Source organism: Segatella copri (assembly GCF_019127135.1).
Lineage (GTDB): Bacteria > Bacteroidota > Bacteroidia > Bacteroidales > Bacteroidaceae > Prevotella.
This window is the reverse complement of the sequence record NZ_JAHOEA010000028.1, coordinates 25,179-46,267: the sequence shown is the minus strand read 5'-3', so window position 1 is coordinate 46,267 and position 21,089 is coordinate 25,179. Positions and strand designations below refer to the sequence as shown.

The following is a 21,089-nucleotide window of genomic DNA, read 5'->3' as shown; positions in this document are numbered from 1 at the left end:
GAATAGATTATGATTATCAAGAGAATCAAAATCAAGAACTATAAGACTTATCTGAGTCTTGACTTGGATTTGTCGGTGAACCCCGATCAGCCCATCATCCTGATAGGTGGTATGAACGGTGGTGGTAAGACCACGCTGTTTGAGGCTATCTGCGGGGCTCTTTATGGACTGAAGATTCAGAACAAGGCTCATTTTCAGGAACTCTTGAACAATGGCGCCTTGGGAAAGGTGGAGCCTACCATCGTGCTTGAACTCTCTTTCGAAGGTATGGTGCTCGGACGCAAGCAGCAGTATCTGCTGCGTCGCACTTATAAGCTTAATCCTGCCAACAAGCCTGTGGAGAATGTGCTGCTCAATATGGATGGTACGCCTTTCTCCTATGGCACGGCTACGCCTCCGCAGCAGCGTGCCATCAACGAGCAGCAGGTGAATAAGATTATCAAGGCAAACCTGCCGCAGGAACTCAGCAAGTATTTCCTATTTGATGCCATGCAGTCGAGCGAGCTCTTGAAGGAGAATGTCTTTGCCCAAATCATCAAGGATAATATCCAGAATGTGATGGGATTCAACAAGTATCTGCAATTGAAAAATGCTGCCGAGCATCAGCAGCAGGAATGGGCGGCAAGGAGACTGGAGGCGCAAAAGGAGGCTGAAGAATATAATGGACTTTGCGAACAGCGCAACCAACTGGTGGCTTTGCAGGAGGAGAATACCAAGCACCAGGATGATAAGTACAAATATCTGGTTTCCATTCAGGCTGAATATGATGCCGCCAAGGAAGGTGCCAAGGATTCTGCCGAGACTGCACGAAAGATTCAGGATCTGGAGGCCAGCGTGAAGGATACGCAGGAGTTGTCAAAGCGATATAATGCCCAATTGAAGCAGGTGGTGGAGACCTTGGAAATCAACGTGTTCTTTCCGAAACTTGCACAGGGAATCACAAACGAGGTGAATGACATTATCCGACAGAAAGAAGCCTTGAAGCAGGAACGTGAAGGGGTGCTCTCCCTGGAGCAGATGCGTGAGGTAACTACCAAGATTCTTGGTTATCTGAAATCAAAGTGCCTCTGTCCGGATTCCGTGGAGGATGACGATGTGGTGGCTTACCTGAAGAGTCAGCAGGAAGCTTTGCAGCGCAAGGACGACTATGCTTTCCTGGATGAAAGCGAGTTTGATGCGCTCAAGAATCTGCTGGGTGCCAATGCTGTGAATGAGTTTGTCGCCCTTAATGACAGTCGTTATGATTTGGAAAAGCGGTTGGAGAACTATGATAATCAGCAGAGTCAGATTGCTCTGCTCCGTCGTAGCATGGTAAGCGGTAATACCGAAATCATCAAGGCATACGAGGAGGCTAGCCGTGAACTCGAAATCTTGAAGAAGGAGGCGGATGACAGAAAGGTGAGCATTGAGAAACTGGAGCGGAAGATTCACCAGTTTGATGTGCAGATACAGCAGGAACCTGATGTGAAATATGACATGCTGGTGAAACTGAAGCCTTTTTTTGAGGATGTTGCCGACACTCTGCTCAAGCGCAAAAAGGAGAAGATTGAGGAGGATATGAAGGAGCAACTCAACAAACTCCTCATTTCCTACAAGGGATGCATCGCCAAGGTAGAGCTATCAGACAGTATGGAGAATTTCACCATCCGTCTCTATCACAAGGCAGGAAATGAAATCTCACTCAACCAACTGAATGCAGCATCCAAGCAAATCTTTATCCAGGTGTTGCTGAAGGTGCTTCGAAATCTGGGCGACTATAATCCACCTGTGATGATAGACACCGTGATGGGTGTATTGGATGAGGAGAGCCGTGATGTGCTGATGGAAGAATACTTCCCGGGACTTGCCGAGCAAACCATCCTGCTCTGCACCACTTCGGAAATCAGAAAGGATAAGGATTACATGAAGCTGGAACCATTCCTCTCCCGTTCTTATACACTGGTAAGAAATGTGGAAAGTCAGAGCACCCACGTGGAGGAAGGATATTTTGGAGTAATGTGTAATGAATAATGTTTCTTATTGACGGAGCAATATAAATATGGAAGTAGCATTAGAGAATATACGACAGGCAGAAGGTATGGTAGAAGCCATCATGCCTTTGAAGGAGAAACTGGAGAAGCGTTTGAACCTTTCGCGGCAAGTGGAAGGGGAGAGGGATGCCATGCTAACCCTGAATAAGGTGATGCGAATCTGCCTGATAGCCAGTTTGAGCTTGGCGGAGAAGAGAAGTGTGGATGGTTTGGGAGATATCGTATTGTCGAAATCTTCTCAGCGCATCATGCCTAGTTTCTTTACCAAGGACAATAAGAAGTCGCTTTTTTCGGCTTTGTTGAAGTTGAGATATAGAGATTGTGAGGTGGATTGGCAGAATGCCAGTATCGTGGGTCGCATCGTGGCGAAGGAAATCTATCGGGGTATCGCTTATCTTTCGGAAGATGAGAATCTGAATGCTTTCCTCTTTGCGGCAAGCGACAGGCGACATGGCGGAAGTGGCATTCCTGCCCTGGAGTTGCTGATAGGCGAGTATGCAGAGGATATGGAAGCGAAACTGAATATCAACGGACGTTCGGTATCGAATGCACAGATTCTGGTGGCAGGTACCACGGGTTCGGGTAAGACCAATCTGCTGGCTGTGTTGATTCAGCAGTTTCGTAATCTCTCCACGGAAACGCCTTATCCCGTCAATTTCCTTTTGTTCGATTATAAGGGTGAATTCTCAGACCCGTCGAATGCCAGCTGGCTTGTTCACTTCGATGTAGATAGAAGTTGCATTCTCGATCCTGTGGTTGCGCCATTGCCTTTCACGCCGTTCAAGGATTTTACGGGTAGGACCATCAACGAAATCAATCTCTATTCCACGGAGATGGCTGGTGCACTCTGTGCTGTAGATCGTGCAACGGTGAGCGCATCCATGAGTAATCGACTGAGTGAAGCCATTGTTGAGGCTTATAAGCAGACGGCAGGCAAGCCTATCACTTTTGAGTTGATGCTGATGAAATATCAGCAGAGAATGCAGAATCCGGATAAGGATGATAGCATCACTTCGGTTTTGAAGCAGTTGATTCGCAATCATCTGTTTGCTTCTGAAGATAAGGTGAATCTGGTAGATGAGTGTTTTATCGTGAAGATGGATGCTTTCCCGAAAGATGGTCCGATAGCCAGGGCTATCGTGTATTTCATCATTTCTAAGCTCAACAATATCTATGAGCAGTTGCCGAAGCAAGCTGTGAATGAGGATTATGTACAGATTCGCCACTTCACGATTATTGATGAGGCTCACTATATGTTGGACTTCGATAATCAGCCGCTTCGCAATCTGATTGCTGTGGGTAGAAATAAGGGGTTGAGCATTATCTTTGCCACTCAAAACATGGATAGTTACAAGAGTAAGTTCTTCGATTTCTATGCCAATGCGCAGTATCCGCTCATCATGAAGCAGCAGACGATTTCGGACAGTATCATCAAGGATCTCTTTGGAGTGTCGGGTAAAGATTTTCAGGAAATCAAGTCGGCGATAGCTGGTTTGCAGAAAGGCGAGTTGATTATCAAGGATCATACGATGGCTGCCCTTGGTTTGGGTGGTAAACCGTATAAGAAAATAAAGGTGACGCATCTTATTTGATGCGCCACCTTTTTAAATGATATGCCTTGTTGCCCCTGATTTGCGACAAACTTTGGTCTAGTTGCCCCTGATTTGCAACAAAAACGACCTTTTTTTGCCACTGATTTGCGACAAATGCGTATGAATAATGCAAATACCTTATTATATATACATCTAATCTGTTTTATTCCGCCAGTCGGATGCTCATTGGGCTTACGGTGATGAGGCGCTTCTTGTATAAATCGCCCACGGCGCGCTTGTAAACCTTCTTGCTCACATGGAAACGCTCGTAGATGTCGTCGGCCTCGCTCTTGTCGCCAAGGTTGCACTCGCCGTCGTTGTCCAGAAGATACTGGTAGAGGGTCTCGGCGAAGTCGGCTGTCTGCTGGATGCCAGTCTTCTGCAGGGTGACGTCTATCTTTCCGTCAGGACGAACTCTTCCGATGTAGCCCTTCATCTTGTCACCGGTATGGATGTACTGGAAAATCTGGTCCTGATAGAGAAGACCCGGATACTGGTTGTCGATGATAACCTTGAAGCCGAGGTCGGTCTTCTGCCAGATGAGGAGATCTACCTCATCGCCATGCTTGTAGTGAGGATGGTCTTCGTTGAGATAACGCTCAATCTTGGCAGAGGCAACGATGCGATAGCTCTCCTCATCGATGTGGATATGCACGATGTAGGAGTTGCCGAGCACCATGCGCTTCTTCTGCTCACGGAATGGGCAGAAGATGTCCTTCATCAGCCCCCAGCCCAGGAAGGCTCCGTATTCGTTGACCCATTTCACTTCGAGATAGGCGAAATCGCCCACCTTAGCCAATGGGGTTTCGGTGGTAGCGATGAGGCGCTCTTCCTGGTCGAGATAGATGAAGACATCCAGCTCGTCGCCGATGCCGACATTCTCTGGGACGTAGCGGGAAGGAAGGAGGATTTCTCCCTCGTCACCACCATCGAGATACAGACCGAAATCAACTTTCTTTACGATGCGAAGGCGATTGTAATCGCCGAGTTTTATCTTTTTTGCCATATAATATTATTTTCGAGAATATAAAATGCTTTTGCCCTTACAGGGCGACAGTTTTGTGTCCGTAATTACCCAGGGTGTTGCCCTGGGCTAGGAGCTTCTGCCCTTTACCTTTCCCTTCGGCCGGTGACCATTGGTTCAGGGCGTTTAGATGCAATCTATGGATGAGTCTGGTTCTTCTGCAGAAACTTCTTTATTGTTATCAGCAGGTTCTTCCTGGCTATCAGCAGCTCCTGCTTCCACCGTCTTCTCAATCATTCCATCCTTGAGATGGATGGTGCGGTCGGTGATGGCAGCAAGACCTTCATCATGAGTTACGATGACGAAAGTCTGACCGAACTTGTCTCTGAGGTCGAAGAAGAGCTGGTGAAGCTCAGCCTTGTTCTTGGTGTCGAGACTTCCTGATGGCTCATCGGCAAGGATGACGGCAGGATTATTGACCAAAGCTCTCGCCACGGCTACACGCTGTTTCTCACCACCGGATAACTCGGCAGGCTTGTGACTGGCTCTATCGCTCAAGCCCATGAATTCCAATAACTCCTCGGCACGCTCCTTGGCTTCTTTTCGGCTCTTGCCTGCAATGAAGGCAGGAATCATGATGTTCTCCAGGGCGGTGAACTCTGGTAGAAGCTGATGGAACTGGAAGACGAAACCGAGATGCTGGTTGCGGAAATCGCTCAACTTCTTGGTGCTGAGGCTGCGCACATCCACGCCATCTACCTCAATGCTGCCACTATCAGGCTTGTCGAGGGTACCGATAATCTGGAGGAGAGTAGTCTTGCCGGCACCACTAGGACCGACGATACTAACCACTTCGCCCTTGTCAATATGCAGGTCGATGCCCTTGAGTACCTGCAGGGAGCCGAAGCTCTTTGTTATACCTTTTATATTAATCATTTTCTTACTCAAAATTATTTTGCAGGCAAAATTAAGCAAAATAATTGGAAAAGCCTAATTTTAAGAGATAAAAAGAAATAAGGAGGGATATAAAAAAACAAAACGAGCCTTATTCTTGCAAATAAAGCTCGTTTCAGTACTCAATTTTGTATTACTTTCTATAAAATGTAGGTGCTATTTCAACCCATCGGCATCACCGGTGGTCTTCAATCCGTTGCTTTTTTCTCTAGGGGTGATATTCACCTTCTTGGCTATGGTGTTCTCGATAAGGTTGGCATCAAAAGCCATCTTCTTATCGGTACAGTTGATGTTCTCGAAGGTGAAATCTACCAGACGGTATTTCTCGCTCTTGCCCACATCGAAGAAGTTGTCGCAATCCATCTGGATATTCTTCATCGTGATGTTGTTGCACTGGCTCAGCGGCATGTCCTTGCGATCGCCTGGCTTGAAGAACTGCTTCCATGGGCGGATGACGAGGAAGCTGCCTGTGGTGCCCTGGATGTTATCCACCGTTACGTATTCGTAATGCTGAGGAGTATCAGGGCGCATCTTCAACCAAAGCACGCGCTGTGCATTGCCCACCTTGGTGTTGCGTAATACGATGTTGCGGTCTTTCACGCTTTCGCTGCCGAGGGTTAAGCAGCCGTGCACTCTTCCGTAGTTACAGTTTTGGATGAGCACGTTATATACAGGACCATTCTCTGGTGCCTGGTCTGCCCAGGTGCCCTTACCGCCCTTGATGGCGATGGCATCATCGTTTACGCTCATGTAGCAGCCATCCACCAGCACATCGTGACATACATCGATGTCGATAGCATCGCTACTTGGTGCCCGCATGCCACTGGTAGGGGCGAAGATGGTGCAGCCCAGGAAGCGGACATGGTCGCAACGGTAGATGTGGTTGGTCCAGAACGGACTGTTCTGGATATGTACATCCTGCAAGGTTACGTTGCTTGAGTTGCTGATATAGACGAGACGGGGACGCTGTGCATCCTTGTTGGTGCATTCACGGTTCCAGGTGCGACGAATCCAGAACTCCTCCCAGTAGTGATAGCCATTACCATCGATGGTACCCGGCCCGGCGATGGTAAAGCCATCACATTTGTCGGCATTGATGAATGCCGAGAAGTATTTGCAGGTCTCGCCTTCGATGCGGGTTTCTACCACAGGGAAGTTGGCGATGCGATCGCTACCTTTCAGTTTTCCGCCTTCAGAAACATAGAGATGAGTCTTTGGACGGAAGAAGAGGGCACCGCTCTGATAGGTTCCGGCAGGCACCACGATAACGCCACCGCCATCTTGGGCAGCACGGTCGATAACAGCCTGGATGGCCTTGGTCTGAATCAGGGTGCTATCCGTTTTCACGCCATAGTCGGTGAGAATGTATTTCTTGCCCAGGGTATCCACGTTCACCTTCTGGGCGTTGCTGAACCAGGCATCCATCTTTGTGCCATCAGGCCAAAGTTCGGTTTGTGCCTTCTTTGCTTTCTTCTGTTTCTTTGCGGCGTTGGCGCTTAGTGGCGAAAACGCCACTAGGCAAGCCATCAGCCAGATATATTTCTTCATGATTTGTTCTTTTTTTACCTTTAAAACTTAGACTTGGGGACCAGCGATGGAATCGCTGGGAACGGTGGCGGAAGGGGGAGGTTCCTTTTTACTTTTTTACTTTTAAAAGCTTGTAATACTCTGCAGCACCAAGCAGGAGGCAACCTGTGCCGTAGTCCTCGAAATCAGGGACGGAGGTGAAGGTGACAGGCTGGCCAGCTGATGGCTCCTTTCCGGTGCCCTGGTTATAGCCGATGAAACCATCCTCGTGAACGGATGCGGCAAGAGCCTTCCATGCCTTGTCCATCGCCTTCTGATAGGTGGCTCTAGGAAGAATGCCCTGCTGAACACCCCATGCCATACCATAGAGGAAGAGACCTGTACCGGTCATCTCAGGACCGCCATAGTTGGCAGGACAGACGAGGCTTACGTTCCAGTAGCCATCCTTGCGCTGGCATTTCAGAATAGCCTGACTCATAGAGATGAAATCCTTCTTCAGATACTGATAGTACTTGTCGGTCTTTGGCAAAGTCTCCATCACGCGGACCAGGGCTGCATACACCCAGCCGTTGCCACGGCTCCAGTAGCAGTTGCTGCCATCCTTCTCCTTGTAAGGTGGCACGTAGTTCTTATCTCTCCACCAAAGTCCTTCTTTTTTGTTAAAGAGTCCATTAGCCAGGGTATCACGGCTCCATTTATAGGAATTCATCGCATAATCCAGATACTTGCGTTCGCCGGTAATCTTGGCATACTTGGCGTAGGCTGGCATCGCCATCTGGATAGCGTCAATCCAAGTCCAGTAGTTTACTCGGTTGGTGCTCATCTGATGGTCGAGGTTCTCCTTCACCTTGCTCAAGTCCTTCTTGCCGCCGGTCTGAACGTAGCGGTCCATGTAGGTCTGCTGGCAGCACTGGTTGTCGGCATCGGTATTGTTCACACTTCCACGTGCTGTCCACTTGTGATAATCTGCCCACTTGTCTGTGTAGTCGAGATAGCGCTGCTGAGGGTCAATCTCGTAAAGCGCCATCAATCCCTCGTAATATACGGCACGGGTCCAAAGGTTGCTGGTACGTTTTTTCTTCACGAAAGTGTCGATGGTTGGGTCACTGTACTTTGTCATGAAATAGTTGTTGGTGCGATGGGCTACCTCCAGAATTTCATTTTGCAATGCGGTCTGGGCAGACATTGAGGTCAAGCCCATGAGCATGCAGAGCGATGATAAGATCAGTTTCTTCATTTGTCTTGTTATTAATATTATGATTATTTACTTGATTTCCACGAGTTTCACGGTACTGTTAAGTCCGCTTGGCACAGGAGTCCAGTTCTCGTAGGTGGTCTTCTTGTAGTTGATATCCACCACGTTGATTTCCTTCATCTTGCGCCACTTTACCCCCTGACGGTCCATTTCTGCGATGCGGTTGGCTGGCAGGTTGGTTACCTCGATACGGATGGTGTTCTTGCCCTTGTTGAGCGCATCCTTGCAGTTGAGGATATATGGTACAGCCCAGGCGCAACCTACATATTTATTATTGATATAGACACGGGCACTCTCGCGAACATCACCCAGGTCGATGGTCCACTGCTTCTTGGCATCATCCTTCGACAACTTGATGGTAGTTTCATAGACACCTGTTCCCATCATCACCTTCGCCTTTTCACTGAGGCCTTCCCAAGACTTTACGCCCTTCAGGTTGAAGGTTTCGCCCACCTTAGGAGCATCTTCGGTGAATGACAGTTTCCAGGCATTCTCTGTCAGGTCGATGGTCTTGCTATCCGCTGCAGCGATGGCTTCCTTGCCGCCTACCTTCACCTTAGAACCGAGTTTCCACTCACCCACGGGTTTATTCGATGTGATGAGGATGCGGCTCTCGCCACTCTTCAGGTTCAGCTGGATACCCTTGTCGCCGATGGTTGCCTCGTGGTATTTGCCTGTCATAGGGTTGTACCAGATGCCATGCTTCTCGTTTACGGCCAAAGCCACGCTAGAAGCGATGTCCTTGCTGGTGAGATTAGCAATGAAGTAATGATGGCCGATGCTGTTGGCACGGCGAATCATCTTCAAGCCCAGGTCCTTTCTCATCAGTTCCGGTTTTGCCGCCTGTTCCATTGCCTTGATGTTGTCGCCTTTGATAATCTTGGCGCCTTGTGCCTTGAGAGCAGAGATGTGCTCAATCACGTCGCTTGGCATGATGTTGTTGCCAGGGATGATGATACCCTTGTATCGGGTTCCGGTAGCAGTCTCTACCATTCCATTCTTAAAGGTACACGTGCGGAGATACTTGTCGCTGATGTAGTCGCAGTCGAATCCTGCCTTGTCGATGTCGAGAATTACCTTGATAAACTCTGGCGCTTTCTTCGCCATGCTGTGTATGTCGAATTGCATTAGCCAGTTCTTGGTATCCTTGCGCCACATATCTCTTACAGGCAGATAAACCAGGAAATCATTGTCTGGCTGTCCCCACTGCAGATAGGTTTGGCAGTTGGTGATGTACTTCATCAGTTCCGGAGCATCGCGCCAGATGCTGTTGGTAGGACTCATATCTACTGAAGCATAGAATTTCCAGCCTGGCCATGTATCGTTTTTAGGCGAATAAGCGGTGCCATGGAAGAACATGTGGTTTACGCCGGCGCAGAACATCAGGTCCATATCCGGTTTCATCTGGCTCAGGGATGTGCGGAAGTGCTCGGTGAGCCAGGTGAAGGTTTCGCTGGATGTATATTTCTTTCCGGTGATGTGCGCAGCCGATGGGGCATATTTCAGCATACTGAGGTCGCTGAAGTTAGGACGGGTCTTGCCCGGATCCTTGCGCAGTCCCTTGATGCCGAAATCGGTCAGTCCGAAGCCTTCAATTTCCGGAATGTCAACGGCTGCATAGCAGTCGATGAGGTTGGCTGGTGAACCGTGTGCCTGGTTTCGGGTGATGGCACCACGCTTGTTTGCCCATTTGGTCCACTGCTCCGTGAAGTTATGGAGCAACATGTCGCCTAGGGTTTCACGGTAATCGCTTACCACCACAGCATCGCCATCGAGGAACTCCGGGAATTTATCCTGCAGTTTATATCCGTGATATTTCTCGAATTCTGTCAGGAGGTTAGGAGTCCAGTTGGCGCCATACACCTCGTAGCTGTCATTGAAGAAGGTATGCGGATATGGAGTCTTCGATGCTACGAAGGCGCTGTCGATGTGCTGCAGATAATTGGCCACAGCTGTAGAGTCAAAGTGGTCGATAACGTATCCTTCTCCTCCCGGAGCGGCACGCTTCACCTTCTGTCGGGTACGGCTCTCATAGAGGGCGATGACTCGTTTCTTATATTTTTCTCCTTCCACAGGGAAAGCCTTGATGAGTTTCAGCTTGGCGAAATCACGCTCTTTCTTCGGCACGTTGAATTCTATCTCCATCAGTTTCTGCTTCACATCCACGATGGTATCTACGAATACCGCCTTGCATGCCGCTTCGCTGATAGGCACCCAAGGACCTCCGAAAGGCCATCCTGTACCGGTTGCCATATCGGTTTCGATGCCCACCTGTTTGTTTTCCTTTTCCACGAACTTGAGCATGTCCATCCATTTTGGCGAGAGATAAGGGATATCATTCTTGTCGTTACCCTGCACACCATAGAGCGGTGTGATTTCCACGGCACCGATGCCCGCCTTGGCGTATTCGCCAAGGTTCCACTTCAGATTCTCTTGATCCACGGCAGATCCCATCCACCACCATCTTACGCCCGGTTTGGCTTTCTGCGTAGGGGTAGGGAGGAACTGAGCCTGGCAGTTGAGTGACGACAACAATGCCAAAGCAAAGGATAATCCTATGAATTTATGATTTCTTTTATTGTTCATCATATTGGGTTTATTAATTTGCTCTTAATTGTTTATTCTTCGTTTGCAAAGATAGCGAAAAATACCCAATAATAGCTGTATTATGATTCTTAAAAATGTAAAATCGTACAAATATGCTAGGTGTTTTGCCAAAAAGTCAAGGAAGTACATAAAAAAGAGCATAAATCTCATCTCATCAATAGAGTATGCATTCTCTATTGACTGTAGAATGAAAAAGGGCGGTTTTCTTGCGTGATGCAAGGAACCGCCTTCTGCATTTTTCTGGAATTTGAGGATTATGCCAAATGCTATAGCCCAAATATCAAAAGAATAGGGTGGATATGGGCGGAAATGATTACTTTTGCAGCAGAAATTTTAAACAAGCTAATAACAAGATTAATATGAATAGTGTTTTAGAAGGTCGTCCTGCCTTGAAAAAGGAGGTCGAGAAGATTGCTGAAGTTGCCGGTTATCTCTGGCAGAATGGTTGGGCTGAGCGTAATGGTGGTAACATCACCGTGAACATCACCGACTTGGTAGATGACGAAATCAAGGCTCTGCCTGCTATCAGCGAAGTAAAGCAGATTGGTACAGCATTGCCTGCATTGAAGGGCTGCTATTTCTTCTGCAAGGGAACAGGCAAGCGCATGCGCGACTTGGCTCGCTGGCCTATGGAGAATGGTTCTATCATCCGCATCCTGGACGATTGCGCCAGCTATGTTATCATCGCTGATAATCCTGTAATGCCAACATCTGAGTTGCCAAGCCACTTGAGCGTTCATGCCCGTCTCATCGAGAAGGGTTCTAACTACAAGGCTACCGTTCATACTCATCCTATCGAGCTTATCGCAATGAGCCACAACAAGAAGTTCATGGGCAAGGATGTGTTGAGCAATCTGCTTTGGAGTATGATTCCAGAAACCAAGGCGTTCTGTCCACTCGGCTTGGGTATTGTTCCTTATCAGTTGCCAGGCAGTTTGAAACTTGCTGAGGAGACCTTGAAGGAGTTGGAGGATTATGATGTAGTGATGTGGGAGAAGCATGGCGTCTTTGCCAAGGGCTTGGATGTGATGGATGCCTTCGACCAGATTGACGTACTCTCTAAGAGCGCCAAAATCTACATTGATTCCAAGTGTATGGGATTTGAGCCTGATGGTATGAGCCAGGAGGAAATGGCAGAGATGACCAAGGCTTTCAATTTACCAAGATAAATAGATTTATAGATAAAATATAAGTTATTAGTTTTAAAGATTGTTTTCTATAAGAATTTTTGGTTTAGATAATTAAGTTTAGTGAAAAGACCCCGAGCATTGTGAAATACTCGGGGTCCTCTTTTTTGTTATATAAGTTGTGGCAAGAAACTTGAGATGATCAAGACGATGATGCCGACGATTAATACGGCGATGGTCTTCTTTGAGCAGCCCTTCCATTCCTTTAGGATGATGCCCCATACATTAGAGAATACTACGTTGAGCGCCATCAGAATGCAGAACGAAAGCGTCATGAGGGTAGGAGATTCGGTAAGGAACCCTTTGCCCAGTGACAGTCCGAAGAACTGACTGTACCACAAGGCACCTGCCAAGGCACAATAGAGAATGTTATTGCTCCAAACCTCCTGGTTCTTGTAATCGCTCCAGGTATGATTCTTGGTGTTCTGATAGAAACAGTAGATGGCGTTGGTGATGAAACCGCCCAGGGTAACCAGGAAGGTGGCAGGCAAAGTCTTGTACATATCGGGAGTGAATGTACCGAAATGGATGTCGGAACCGAAGGCAAGGCCAACGTTGAAACATCCGCTCATGAAACCAGCCAGCAAGGCGATGGCAAGACCCTTAGGGAAGTTGAAGTCCTTTACTGCTGCCTTCTTCTCTTCTTCTGAGAGTGATGAAGCCTTCATACTGCCAGCTACTCCGATGATAGCGATACCGAGCAGGGTAACCACTACGCCGAGTATCACGCTGAAGGTGAGCGATGAAAGGGCGTTCATTTCAGGAAAGAAGATGTTGAGCAATACAGGTCCCATGATGGTGCCTAGACCTGCACAAGTTCCCAGGGCGATGCTCTGTCCCAATGCTACACCCAGGTAACGCATGGAAAGACCGAAGGTCAGTCCGCCTACGCCCCAGAGTACACCGAAGAGCATGGTCATCGCTACGTTGAAGCCATAACCGTCGAATAATTCAAAGAAGGAATGGCCGCTTGGTACAGCGAGCATTGCGCCTAAGAAAGGCAAAATAAGCCATGCGAACACACCCTGAACTACCCAGTATGATTCCCAACTCCAATCTTTTATCTTGTTGATAGGAACGTAGCAGCTGGACTGGCAGAATGCGCCGATGGCTATGATTAAAAGTCCTATTAATATTTCCATAATAATATGTATTAGAGAGAAGAATGAAGAGTGAAGAATTCAAATGCTTTTTTAGCCATAAGACAATTGAATTCTTCGTTCTTCACCCTTCGTTCTTCACTTACTTGCGGTTAGCAAGTACTTCCGCTTCGTACTTCTCTATGTCAGCGATGTACTCTTCGCCAACAGGGATGTTGTTCTTCAGGTTGAAGTAATCGTATACAGCACCGAATGGCAATGTCTTCTCTTCCTCCAAGAGAGCTAGACGCTGGAAGAGCTTGCCCTCGTCCTCGTACTTGCGGAGGGTATCCAGTGGCTCAAGGAATGCCTGCAACAATGACTTCTGGGCTGCACGTACACCGATGATGTAAGCACCGATGCGGTTGATAGAACCGTCGAAGTAGTCGAGACCGATGTGAGCACGGTCGAGTGCGTTGGCACGAACCAACTCTGAGAAGAGGTTGCGGGTATTGTCGTCGAAGAGGGTTACGTGGTCTGAATCCCAGTGCATTGGGCGAGATACGTGGAGCATCAACTCTGGAACGAAGAGCAGGAGTGCAGAAACAGCATCTGATACGTTCTCTGTTGGCTCATAGTGACCTGTATCGAGAGTGTACATCACGTTGTTCTTAGCGCAGTAGCCAGCGTAGAAGTCGTGAGAACCTACGGTATATGCCTCCAAGCCGATACCGAAGAGCTTAGCCTCCAGGCAAGACTTCATGTTAGGCAACTCCTCTGCCAGAATCTCATCAAGAGAGTTTTTCAAGATCTCGCGATAGCGACCCTTCTCTACGGTGATGTCCTTGGAACCATCATGTACCCAGATGTTCATGATACATGGGTCGTTCTGGAACTTACCCATAGCGTCTGCAATACGGCGGCAACGCTTGGTGTGCTCAATCCAGAACTCGCGGATAGCTGGGTCAGGATTTGACAATGTGAGACTTCCGCTCAATGGGTGAGAGAAAGAAGTAGAGTTGAAGTCGAGCTTCATGTTCTGCTCCTTAGCCCACTGCATCCAACCTGTAAACTGATCTACGGTTACCTCGTTGCGGTCAATCTGCTTGCCACCGAACTCACCGTAAATTTCGTGGAGGTTGAGGCGGAAAGTACCAGCCAGGAGAGAGTTTACTTTCTCGATATCCTGACGGAGTTCATCGATGTTGCGAGCCTTGCCAGGATAGTTACCTGTGCTCTGGATACCACCAGAAGCAGCCTCGCCGCGCTCGAAGCCAACCACATCGTCAGCCTGCCAGCAGTGCAGAGAGATTGGAGTCTTCTCCAAAGTCTCAATAGCCTTGTCTGTATCTACACCCAGAGCAGCATAGCGCTCCTTAGCAATCTCATAATTCTTTAAAATCAAATCTGCTTTCATTGTTTTTTATGTATTTTGTTTGTTATTGTTTGTTTTTTTTAAGCTTTTGCCTTTTTTCATTTAAGATTAAGGCAGGGGACCAGCGATGGAATCGCTGGGAACGGGGACGACCGGGGCAAGGTTCTTTTTACCTCTTTTCCCTTTTCCCTTTTTACCCTTTTACCTTTTTACCCTTTTACCTTTAAATACTTTTCGTAAGCCGCATCCCATGCCTCTTTGTCTTGTGGCTCGAATTTCTTGAGCTCCAGCGAGTTGGCGATGATCTGACGCATCTCCCAGATATCCTTAACCAAACCAGAAGCCTTCGCTTGGAGCATGATGTTGCCGATGGCGGTGCCTTCCTGAGGACCTGCCAATACGGTTACACCACAACTGTTGGCTGTAAACTGGTTGAGATATTGGTTGAGTGAACCGCCACCGATGATGTGGAGCACGTTGAGGTCGAAGTCGGCAAAATCCTTCAGCCAGGTGAAAATCTGACGATAACGGAGCGCGAGGCTCTCGAAGATGCAGCGGCAGAATTCGCCATAGCTCTGAGGAACGCGCTGACCGGTCTTTTCGCAATACTGCTTGATGGCTTCTACCATGCTCGATGGGTTGGCAAAGCATGCATCGTCCGGATTGATGATGCTTTGGAAGGCAGGCTGCTTCATGGCTTCAGCTATCAGTTCTGCATGGCCCAGGCAAGTCATATCCTTCTGGTTGGCAGCAGCTTCGTCTTTCCATTCCTTGCGGCAACGCTCGTAAATCCACATGCCGCAGATGTTCTTCAGAAATCGGGTAGTGCCCTCAATGCCGCCCTCGTTAGTGAAGTTGAGCTTGTAGCTCTTCTCGTTGATAATGGCATTCTTGGTCTCGATACCCATCAGACTCCAGGTACCGGAACTCAGATAGGCAAACTCCTCGTTTTTGGCTGGTACGGCAGCTACGGCGCTGGCGGTATCGTGTCCTGCTACGGCGATGACAGGAACGGCATTCAGTCCTGTTATCTTCTGTATCTCTTCGGTCAGTGTGCCGATAATGGTAGCCGGATGGGTCATCTTGCCAAACTGCTCTCTCTTCAATCCGAGACTCTCTATTAATTCATTGTCCAGATCGCCTGTCACCGGATTCAGAATCTGAGAAGTTGATGCTACGGTATATTCGCAGATGGCGTTGCCGGTGAGCATATAGCTCAGGGCATCAGGGATGAAGAGAATCTTGTCAGCGTTCTCCAAAGCCACGTTGCCTGCCTTGCGCATGGCATACATCTGGAACAATGAGTTGAAGTTCATAAACTGGATGCCGGTCTTTTCGTAAACCTTCTCCTTGCTGATTTTCTCGTCAAAGTATTTCTCCATCATGCCCACGGTATGAGGGTCGCGGTAAGCCATCGGGTTGCGGAGGATATCTCCGTTTTTGTCTACATATACAAAGTCGCATCCCCAGGTGTCAATACCGATGCTCTGGATGTGGATGCCACGCTGCGCTACGAGTTTCAAACCTTTGATAATCTCAAAGTAGAGTGCGTAGATATCCCAATAGAAGTGACCGCCTGTTTCGATAAGGTTGTTGTCGAAGCGGGTCAGCTCCTCTAAGTCAAACTTGCCATCTGACAAGCTTCCTACGATGGTTCTTCCGCTAGTAGCGCCTAAATCTACGGCGAAAAAGTATTTCTTTTGTTCCATTATGAAAATGTGTCTTTAAGTTGCTGTTATTTGTTCACGTTTGCAAAGGTAGACCAAAAAAAGGATATGGAACAAGAGAAATTGATTTTAGAGCCTTATTTTTTGACTATCTCGTCATATTTCTGAAATCTGATGGTTTCATACCGGTCTGATTCTTGAATTTTGCCGAGAAGTAGTCAGGTGATTCGAAATTGAGGCGGTAGGCAATTCCCTTGATGCTCTCGTCGGTGGTAGATAGCAGTTCTTTGGCTCTCTGCAGTTTCAGATTCTGCTGATAGAGGGCGGGAGCGAATCCGGTATGCTCCTTGAAGAGTTTACGGAAAGAAGAGTAGCTGATGCCCAGTTCCTGCGCAATCTCCTGGATGGTGAGCGTATCTTCCAGCGTTTCGCGGATACGCAAACGGGCTTTATTAATCATGTCAACATGCTTGGCATCCTTGCTCAATACGATATTTCTTTCCAGAGAATACATTTTGCCTATCAGATGGTTTACGATACCCGCCATAGTCTGCTGTGCAAAAGCAGCCTCTTCCTGTGCGGTTTTGTAAGCCTCTTCGTAGAGAGCGATAATCTCGTTACTGTAACCTACATGGTAGATTGGCCTTTCAGGAGAAAGAAAACCTGCCTTCACGCGGTCGTCGATGTTCTTGCCCTTGAAGCCGATCCAATAGCTTTTCCATCCCTTGGTGCCTGATGGATGATAGCTATGCCATTCACCGGGAAAGAGTAGGAAGATATCTCCAGCCTTGATCTTTGTTTCTGGAAGATGGGCAGAACTGAACACTCCTTCACCTTCTGGCTGGTAAAGCAGTTGGTATTCGTCGAGTATTCTTCCCTTCTGAAGATCGAAGTAATATCCGTCAGCATGTCCTTTTGTTGGATAGGCTTCTCCTGGGGCGATTTCTTCTCGTCCCACGGTGCTGATGGTGAGTCCCCATTCGGCATCTCTTTCTGTTGCTAATAGGTATTTACTTGTTTGCATATTGTTTCTGTTTTATGATTTTCATCTGCAAAATTACGCTGAATAATTCTAACTTCCAAATTTTTATGTCGTTTTTTTCAGGAATCCAGCATTTCAGCGTTACTTTTGATTGACGTTGCAAAGATACAACATTTCCGTTTCCTACCTATGCGATTTGTGCGATTTGCGTGGATTCGGGAAATAAAGTGCGGAAAAATCCATGGAATCTTTCTAAAGAATATCTCCGAAAGATAAGAAATTTACTCCGAAAGATAGCAGAATATCTCCGAAAGATAGCAGAATATCTCCGAAGGATAAGAAAATATCTTCGATAAAGAAGACTTGGAAGCTGTGTTGGGGTGACGAGGTGAAGGGTGAAGGGTATATTTTAAATCTTTATATTATATTCTTTTTAGGGCTTTTTCGATTTTTGGCCCTAGGGTACTTTTTTGATTTTACCCTTTTTCCCTTTACCCACGCGTACATATATAAATAGAGTTTTCAAACCTTCACCCTTCACCTTTTTATTTAACAATCTGTAAATCAATTTATTAAAGGTGAAGGGTGTGAAGGGTGGTTTCCTGTTTTTCTTAAACATATTTTAAGAATCCAAATGGGCGTTTACATTTTTTAAGGGCTTGCTTTGGATGCAAAATAGGGGTCTTTATAGCCCGGCACAATGCAAGGTGTGTGGCTAAGGGGTTGAAGAAGATGAAGAGTCCATTGGCAAAATATTTGAAATAAGAAAAACCGGAGTCGTGATAAAATAAAATGCCCGTTTTCGAGTTTATAAATATAAAAACAAAAGCTTGAAAACGTTATGAACAATAAGATTTCTAAAATAGGAATGCTCAGTGCGCTGGCGTTATCTTGTACTCTCACGATGGGAGCGCGAGATATCTTACAGCGCACTGCTCATTATATGCCCGAAGGTAATGCCTTCGTCTGTGTGAATGGCAGCAGCCGTTATACCCGTGCTCTCTATGGCAGTACGGCTGAATGGCGGTTAGAAACCAGCGACCGCCCTGTCTTTGCCACCTACAAGAAGAACCAGACGGGCAATATCCGTTTTCGGATTTCGAATGGGGAACAGATGATGTGGCTCGATGAGGCTGAATACTGCAAGGCGAGTTATGAGGCAGGACGCCGTAACTATCTCCTGAAAGACAGGCGATGGGGAAAGGGTGAACTCGATATTTCCGTCCTGGCTTTTCCTGATACAGAAGGAGCTGTCTGGCGTTTTACTGTTCGTGGATTCGATAACAGAAAACTGAAGGTAGAGGCAGTCTTGAGCCAGACCGCTGTTCCTAAACCAGTCCGTTCGGGTGACATCGGAAGTTTCCTGAAACCTGGAACCTTTGAACCTGCCACATCAGAAACGTCAGTTCTCGGGTCTGTATCCAGGCTTTCTCCCGGTTCCATCTTTTATTTCTCGGTAGATGGAGAAAACCAGCTTTCTACTGCAGAAAATGCGAAGATGCAGTCCCGGTATGATGCAGCAGAGCAATGGCGTAACAAACTTGCTTCATCTGTCGTCTTCCATACCCCCGATGCCTATATCAATCCGATAGGTGGCGCTCTGGTCATGGCTGCCGATGGTGCCTGGGACGGGAAGGTTTGGCAGCATGGAGCTGTGGGCTGGCGCATGTCTTTGCCCGGCTGGCGAGGTGCCTATATGGGCGATTTCCTCGGCATGCAGGATAGACAGCGTATCCATTTTGATGCATACGCCAAAAGTCAGGTAACCGATGTGCCGGTTACCGAACCGCATCTCATGGACGAGAAGAACAACCTGGCGCGCGGTACCTATAAATGGGGTACTCCTATGTATAGTAACGGCTATATCTGCAGAAATCCGGAGAAGAACAACCAGTTTCATCATTACGACATGAACCTGGTTTATATAGATGAATTGCTTTGGCATTTCCAGTTTGATGCAGATACGGCTTATATGCGCAAGATGTGGCCTGTCATCAAGAGTCATCTAGCTTGGGAAAAGCAGGCTTGGGATCCCGACAATGATGGCCTTTATGATGCTTATTGCTGTATCTGGGCAAGTGATGCCCTGCAATACAACAGCGGTGCCGTGACCCATTCTTCCGCCTATAACTATCGGGCTAATCTTCTGGCAGCTCGCATCGCCGGAATCATCGGTGAGAATCCGGGGCCTTATCAGGAGGAAGCTGATAGAATTCTGAAAGCCATGAACGAAAGATTATGGCTGAAGGATGCCGGACATTGGGCAGAATATCAGGATTTCATGGGATTGAAGCGGGTGCATCGCGATGCGGCTCTTTGGAGCATCTATACCCCGATAGACTGTGGGGCGGGAACGCCGGAACAGAACTTTTGGGCTACCAGATATGTTGACCGGCATATTCCGCACATCCCTTATATATATAATAATGTGGAATATCAGACCCTGAGCACTTCAGACTGGGCTCCTTACGAATGGAGTATCAACAATGTGGCGATGGCTGAAGTGATGCATACCGTTCTGGCTTACTATCAGGCGGGCAGAACGGAAGAGGCTTATCAGTTGCTGAAGGCAAATATTCTCGACTTCATGTATCTTGGCAGCAGTCCTGCCAACTTCGGACAGTTATCGAAGATGGATGTTGCCACAGGTGAAGGCTATCGTGATTTTGCTGATGTTACCGGCATTTCTTCGCGTGCCCTTATCCAAGGTCTGTATGGTATAACGCCGAATGCTCTGGAGGGTGAGTGTATCCTCCGTCCGGGCTTTCCTGCTGCCTGGGATAGTGCTTCGGTGCATACTCCTTATCTCGATTATTCGTTTAAGCGGGTGAACGGGAAGGATGTGTTCGATGTTATCCAGAACTTCAAGCGACCTTTGAAACTAGTGATTCGCCAGAACCTGGGAGGCGGCAAGTATAAGGATACTGCTTTCTCTACAGATAAGGTGCAGCATATCGAGATGCCTACCATTACGCCGAAGAAAGATGAAAAGGAGAAGGTTGGAAAATATCCATTGGCAGAAAGCATTGCTGAGCAAGCTGTGGATGCCTGGGCTTCTACCAAGGGCGTGGGCAATGACTTTGCCGAAGTAAACCCGAAGGAGTGCCGAGAGGTGAACATGGATAAGGCGTTTAATGCAAACGTGAGCGACATCTTCAAGAACCTGTATCTTTCGCCTCGTTCACCATACACCACACTCTGTGTTCCAACCCAAGGCATCGGTGACTGGTGTTCTACCAAGAAAACGGCAAACATCGATGATACAAAGTTCCGAAGCCTTATCAGGGATGGGGTGTTTATGGCGAAAATAGATGGAAATTTGCCGTTCCGTTCTCCGAAAGAAGGAAAGAATATCGCCTATACTTCTCTCTGGGACAACTATCCTGACAGCATCTCCGTCATGTTGAGAGGCAAGGCTTCTCATGTCTATCTCCTGTTGGCGGGTTCTACCAATCCGATGCAGTATGCTATAGAAAATGCAGTGGTAAGAGTTGAATATGCTGATGGAACCAGTGAAGAACTGATGCTGACTCCACCGGTTAACTGGTGCCCGATAGAGCAGGATTTCCTGGAGAATGCCACGGCCTTCCCTCAGCCGCAACTTCGTCCTTATCGCATAGGATTGGCATCGGGAAAGGTGAGCCGTCATCTCTTCCGTGATCTTCATTTGGAAGTTAACAGAAATATGGCTGATGTGCCTGGATTCAAGAAAGCTGTGGCTGAGATTGATGGTGGAGCGGCAATCTTGCTCGATATGCCGTTAGACGGAAAGAAGAAACTGCGACGCCTGACTTTGAGAACGCTCAGTAATGAAGTGGTAGTAGGATTAATGGGTATCACCCTGCAGAAATAGGCGTGAATGGGTAATAG

General features: G+C 47.7%; 13 protein-coding genes. 4 read left to right on the top strand and 9 right to left on the bottom strand.

All coding sequences use genetic code 11. The features are described from left to right. Nucleotides 1-9: 9 nt before the first annotated feature. On the top strand, nt 10-2,010 hold the full coding sequence (locus KSW37_RS08885) for an AAA family ATPase (RefSeq protein WP_217314169.1): 2,001 nt from the start codon (nt 10-12) through the stop codon (nt 2,008-2,010). A 28-nt stretch (nt 2,011-2,038) separates the two neighbouring features. Then, nucleotides 2,039-3,622: an ATP-binding protein gene (locus KSW37_RS08880; RefSeq protein WP_217314170.1), complete on the top strand. Its 1,584-nt coding sequence runs from the start codon at nt 2,039-2,041 to the stop codon at nt 3,620-3,622. A 163-nt stretch (nt 3,623-3,785) separates the two neighbouring features. Here the strand turns inward: KSW37_RS08880 and KSW37_RS08875 are convergent, their stop codons facing one another. The 5 genes from KSW37_RS08875 to KSW37_RS08855 form a co-directional block, all read right to left on the bottom strand. Beyond that, a complete protein-coding gene (locus tag KSW37_RS08875) occupies nt 3,786-4,628 on the bottom strand; it encodes a CvfB family protein (protein ID WP_217314171.1) in 843 nt (280 codons plus the stop codon). A 144-nt stretch (nt 4,629-4,772) separates the two neighbouring features. Continuing rightward, nucleotides 4,773-5,522: an ABC transporter ATP-binding protein gene (locus KSW37_RS08870; RefSeq protein ID WP_217314172.1), complete on the bottom strand. Its 750-nt coding sequence runs from the start codon at nt 5,520-5,522 to the stop codon at nt 4,773-4,775. Between the two features lie 174 nt (nt 5,523-5,696). Further along, entirely contained in the window at nt 5,697-7,088 is a 1,392-nt protein-coding gene (locus tag KSW37_RS08865; RefSeq protein WP_217314173.1) for a rhamnogalacturonidase, read from the bottom strand. Between the two features lie 88 nt (nt 7,089-7,176). Further along, nucleotides 7,177-8,304 (bottom strand): glycoside hydrolase family 88/105 protein, encoded by a 1,128-nt coding sequence (locus KSW37_RS08860; protein WP_217314174.1) that lies wholly within the window; start codon nt 8,302-8,304, stop codon nt 7,177-7,179. A gap of 27 nt (nt 8,305-8,331) precedes the next feature. Further along, complete coding sequence (locus KSW37_RS08855) at nt 8,332-10,908, bottom strand: glycosyl hydrolase (protein WP_217314194.1); 2,577 nt, start codon at nt 10,906-10,908, stop codon at nt 8,332-8,334. A 380-nt stretch (nt 10,909-11,288) separates the two neighbouring features. On the opposite strand from KSW37_RS08855, the gene rhaD reads away from it, so the two are divergent. Next, nucleotides 11,289-12,098, top strand: coding sequence for a rhamnulose-1-phosphate aldolase (rhaD, locus tag KSW37_RS08850; RefSeq protein WP_118152199.1), 810 nt, complete (start codon nt 11,289-11,291; stop codon nt 12,096-12,098). Between the two features lie 128 nt (nt 12,099-12,226). On the opposite strand, the gene KSW37_RS08845 is transcribed toward rhaD, so the two are convergent. The 4 genes from KSW37_RS08845 to KSW37_RS08830 form a co-directional block, all read right to left on the bottom strand. Beyond that, a complete protein-coding gene (locus tag KSW37_RS08845; RefSeq protein WP_217314175.1) occupies nt 12,227-13,258 on the bottom strand; it encodes an L-rhamnose/proton symporter RhaT in 1,032 nt (343 codons plus the stop codon). Nucleotides 13,259-13,358: 100 nt separating this feature from the next. After that, nucleotides 13,359-14,612 (bottom strand): L-rhamnose isomerase, encoded by a 1,254-nt coding sequence (locus KSW37_RS08840; RefSeq protein WP_217314176.1) that lies wholly within the window; start codon nt 14,610-14,612, stop codon nt 13,359-13,361. A 167-nt stretch (nt 14,613-14,779) separates the two neighbouring features. Further along, complete coding sequence (gene rhaB, locus KSW37_RS08835) at nt 14,780-16,279, bottom strand: rhamnulokinase (RefSeq protein ID WP_217314177.1); 1,500 nt, start codon at nt 16,277-16,279, stop codon at nt 14,780-14,782. A gap of 106 nt (nt 16,280-16,385) precedes the next feature. Then, nucleotides 16,386-17,261 (bottom strand): AraC family transcriptional regulator, encoded by an 876-nt coding sequence (locus KSW37_RS08830; protein WP_217314178.1) that lies wholly within the window; start codon nt 17,259-17,261, stop codon nt 16,386-16,388. 799 nt (nt 17,262-18,060) lie between these two features. Here KSW37_RS08830 and KSW37_RS08825 point away from each other — a divergent pair. After that, the gene (locus tag KSW37_RS08825; protein ID WP_217314179.1) at nt 18,061-21,072 is read left to right on the top strand and encodes a DUF4450 domain-containing protein; all 3,012 of its coding nucleotides are present in this window, start codon (nt 18,061-18,063) and stop codon (nt 21,070-21,072) included. Nucleotides 21,073-21,089 lie beyond the last annotated feature (17 nt).

Bases quoted from the DNA above. Each gene is read 5' to 3' on its own strand.
- KSW37_RS08885 (WP_217314169.1), top strand. From the start codon at position 10: ATGATTATCAAGAGAATCAAAATCAAGAACTATAAGACTTATCTGAGT.
- KSW37_RS08880 (WP_217314170.1), top strand. From the start codon at position 2,039: ATGGAAGTAGCATTAGAGAATATACGACAGGCAGAAGGTATGGTAGAA.
- KSW37_RS08875 (WP_217314171.1), bottom strand. From the start codon at position 4,628: ATGGCAAAAAAGATAAAACTCGGCGATTACAATCGCCTTCGCATCGTA.
- KSW37_RS08870 (WP_217314172.1), bottom strand. From the start codon at position 5,522: ATGATTAATATAAAAGGTATAACAAAGAGCTTCGGCTCCCTGCAGGTA.
- KSW37_RS08865 (WP_217314173.1), bottom strand. From the start codon at position 7,088: ATGAAGAAATATATCTGGCTGATGGCTTGCCTAGTGGCGTTTTCGCCA.
- KSW37_RS08860 (WP_217314174.1), bottom strand. From the start codon at position 8,304: ATGAAGAAACTGATCTTATCATCGCTCTGCATGCTCATGGGCTTGACC.
- KSW37_RS08855 (WP_217314194.1), bottom strand. From the start codon at position 10,908: ATGAACAATAAAAGAAATCATAAATTCATAGGATTATCCTTTGCTTTG.
- rhaD (WP_118152199.1), top strand. From the start codon at position 11,289: ATGAATAGTGTTTTAGAAGGTCGTCCTGCCTTGAAAAAGGAGGTCGAG.
- KSW37_RS08845 (WP_217314175.1), bottom strand. From the start codon at position 13,258: ATGGAAATATTAATAGGACTTTTAATCATAGCCATCGGCGCATTCTGC.
- KSW37_RS08840 (WP_217314176.1), bottom strand. From the start codon at position 14,612: ATGAAAGCAGATTTGATTTTAAAGAATTATGAGATTGCTAAGGAGCGC.
- rhaB (WP_217314177.1), bottom strand. From the start codon at position 16,279: ATGGAACAAAAGAAATACTTTTTCGCCGTAGATTTAGGCGCTACTAGC.
- KSW37_RS08830 (WP_217314178.1), bottom strand. From the start codon at position 17,261: ATGCAAACAAGTAAATACCTATTAGCAACAGAAAGAGATGCCGAATGG.
- KSW37_RS08825 (WP_217314179.1), top strand. From the start codon at position 18,061: ATGAACAATAAGATTTCTAAAATAGGAATGCTCAGTGCGCTGGCGTTA.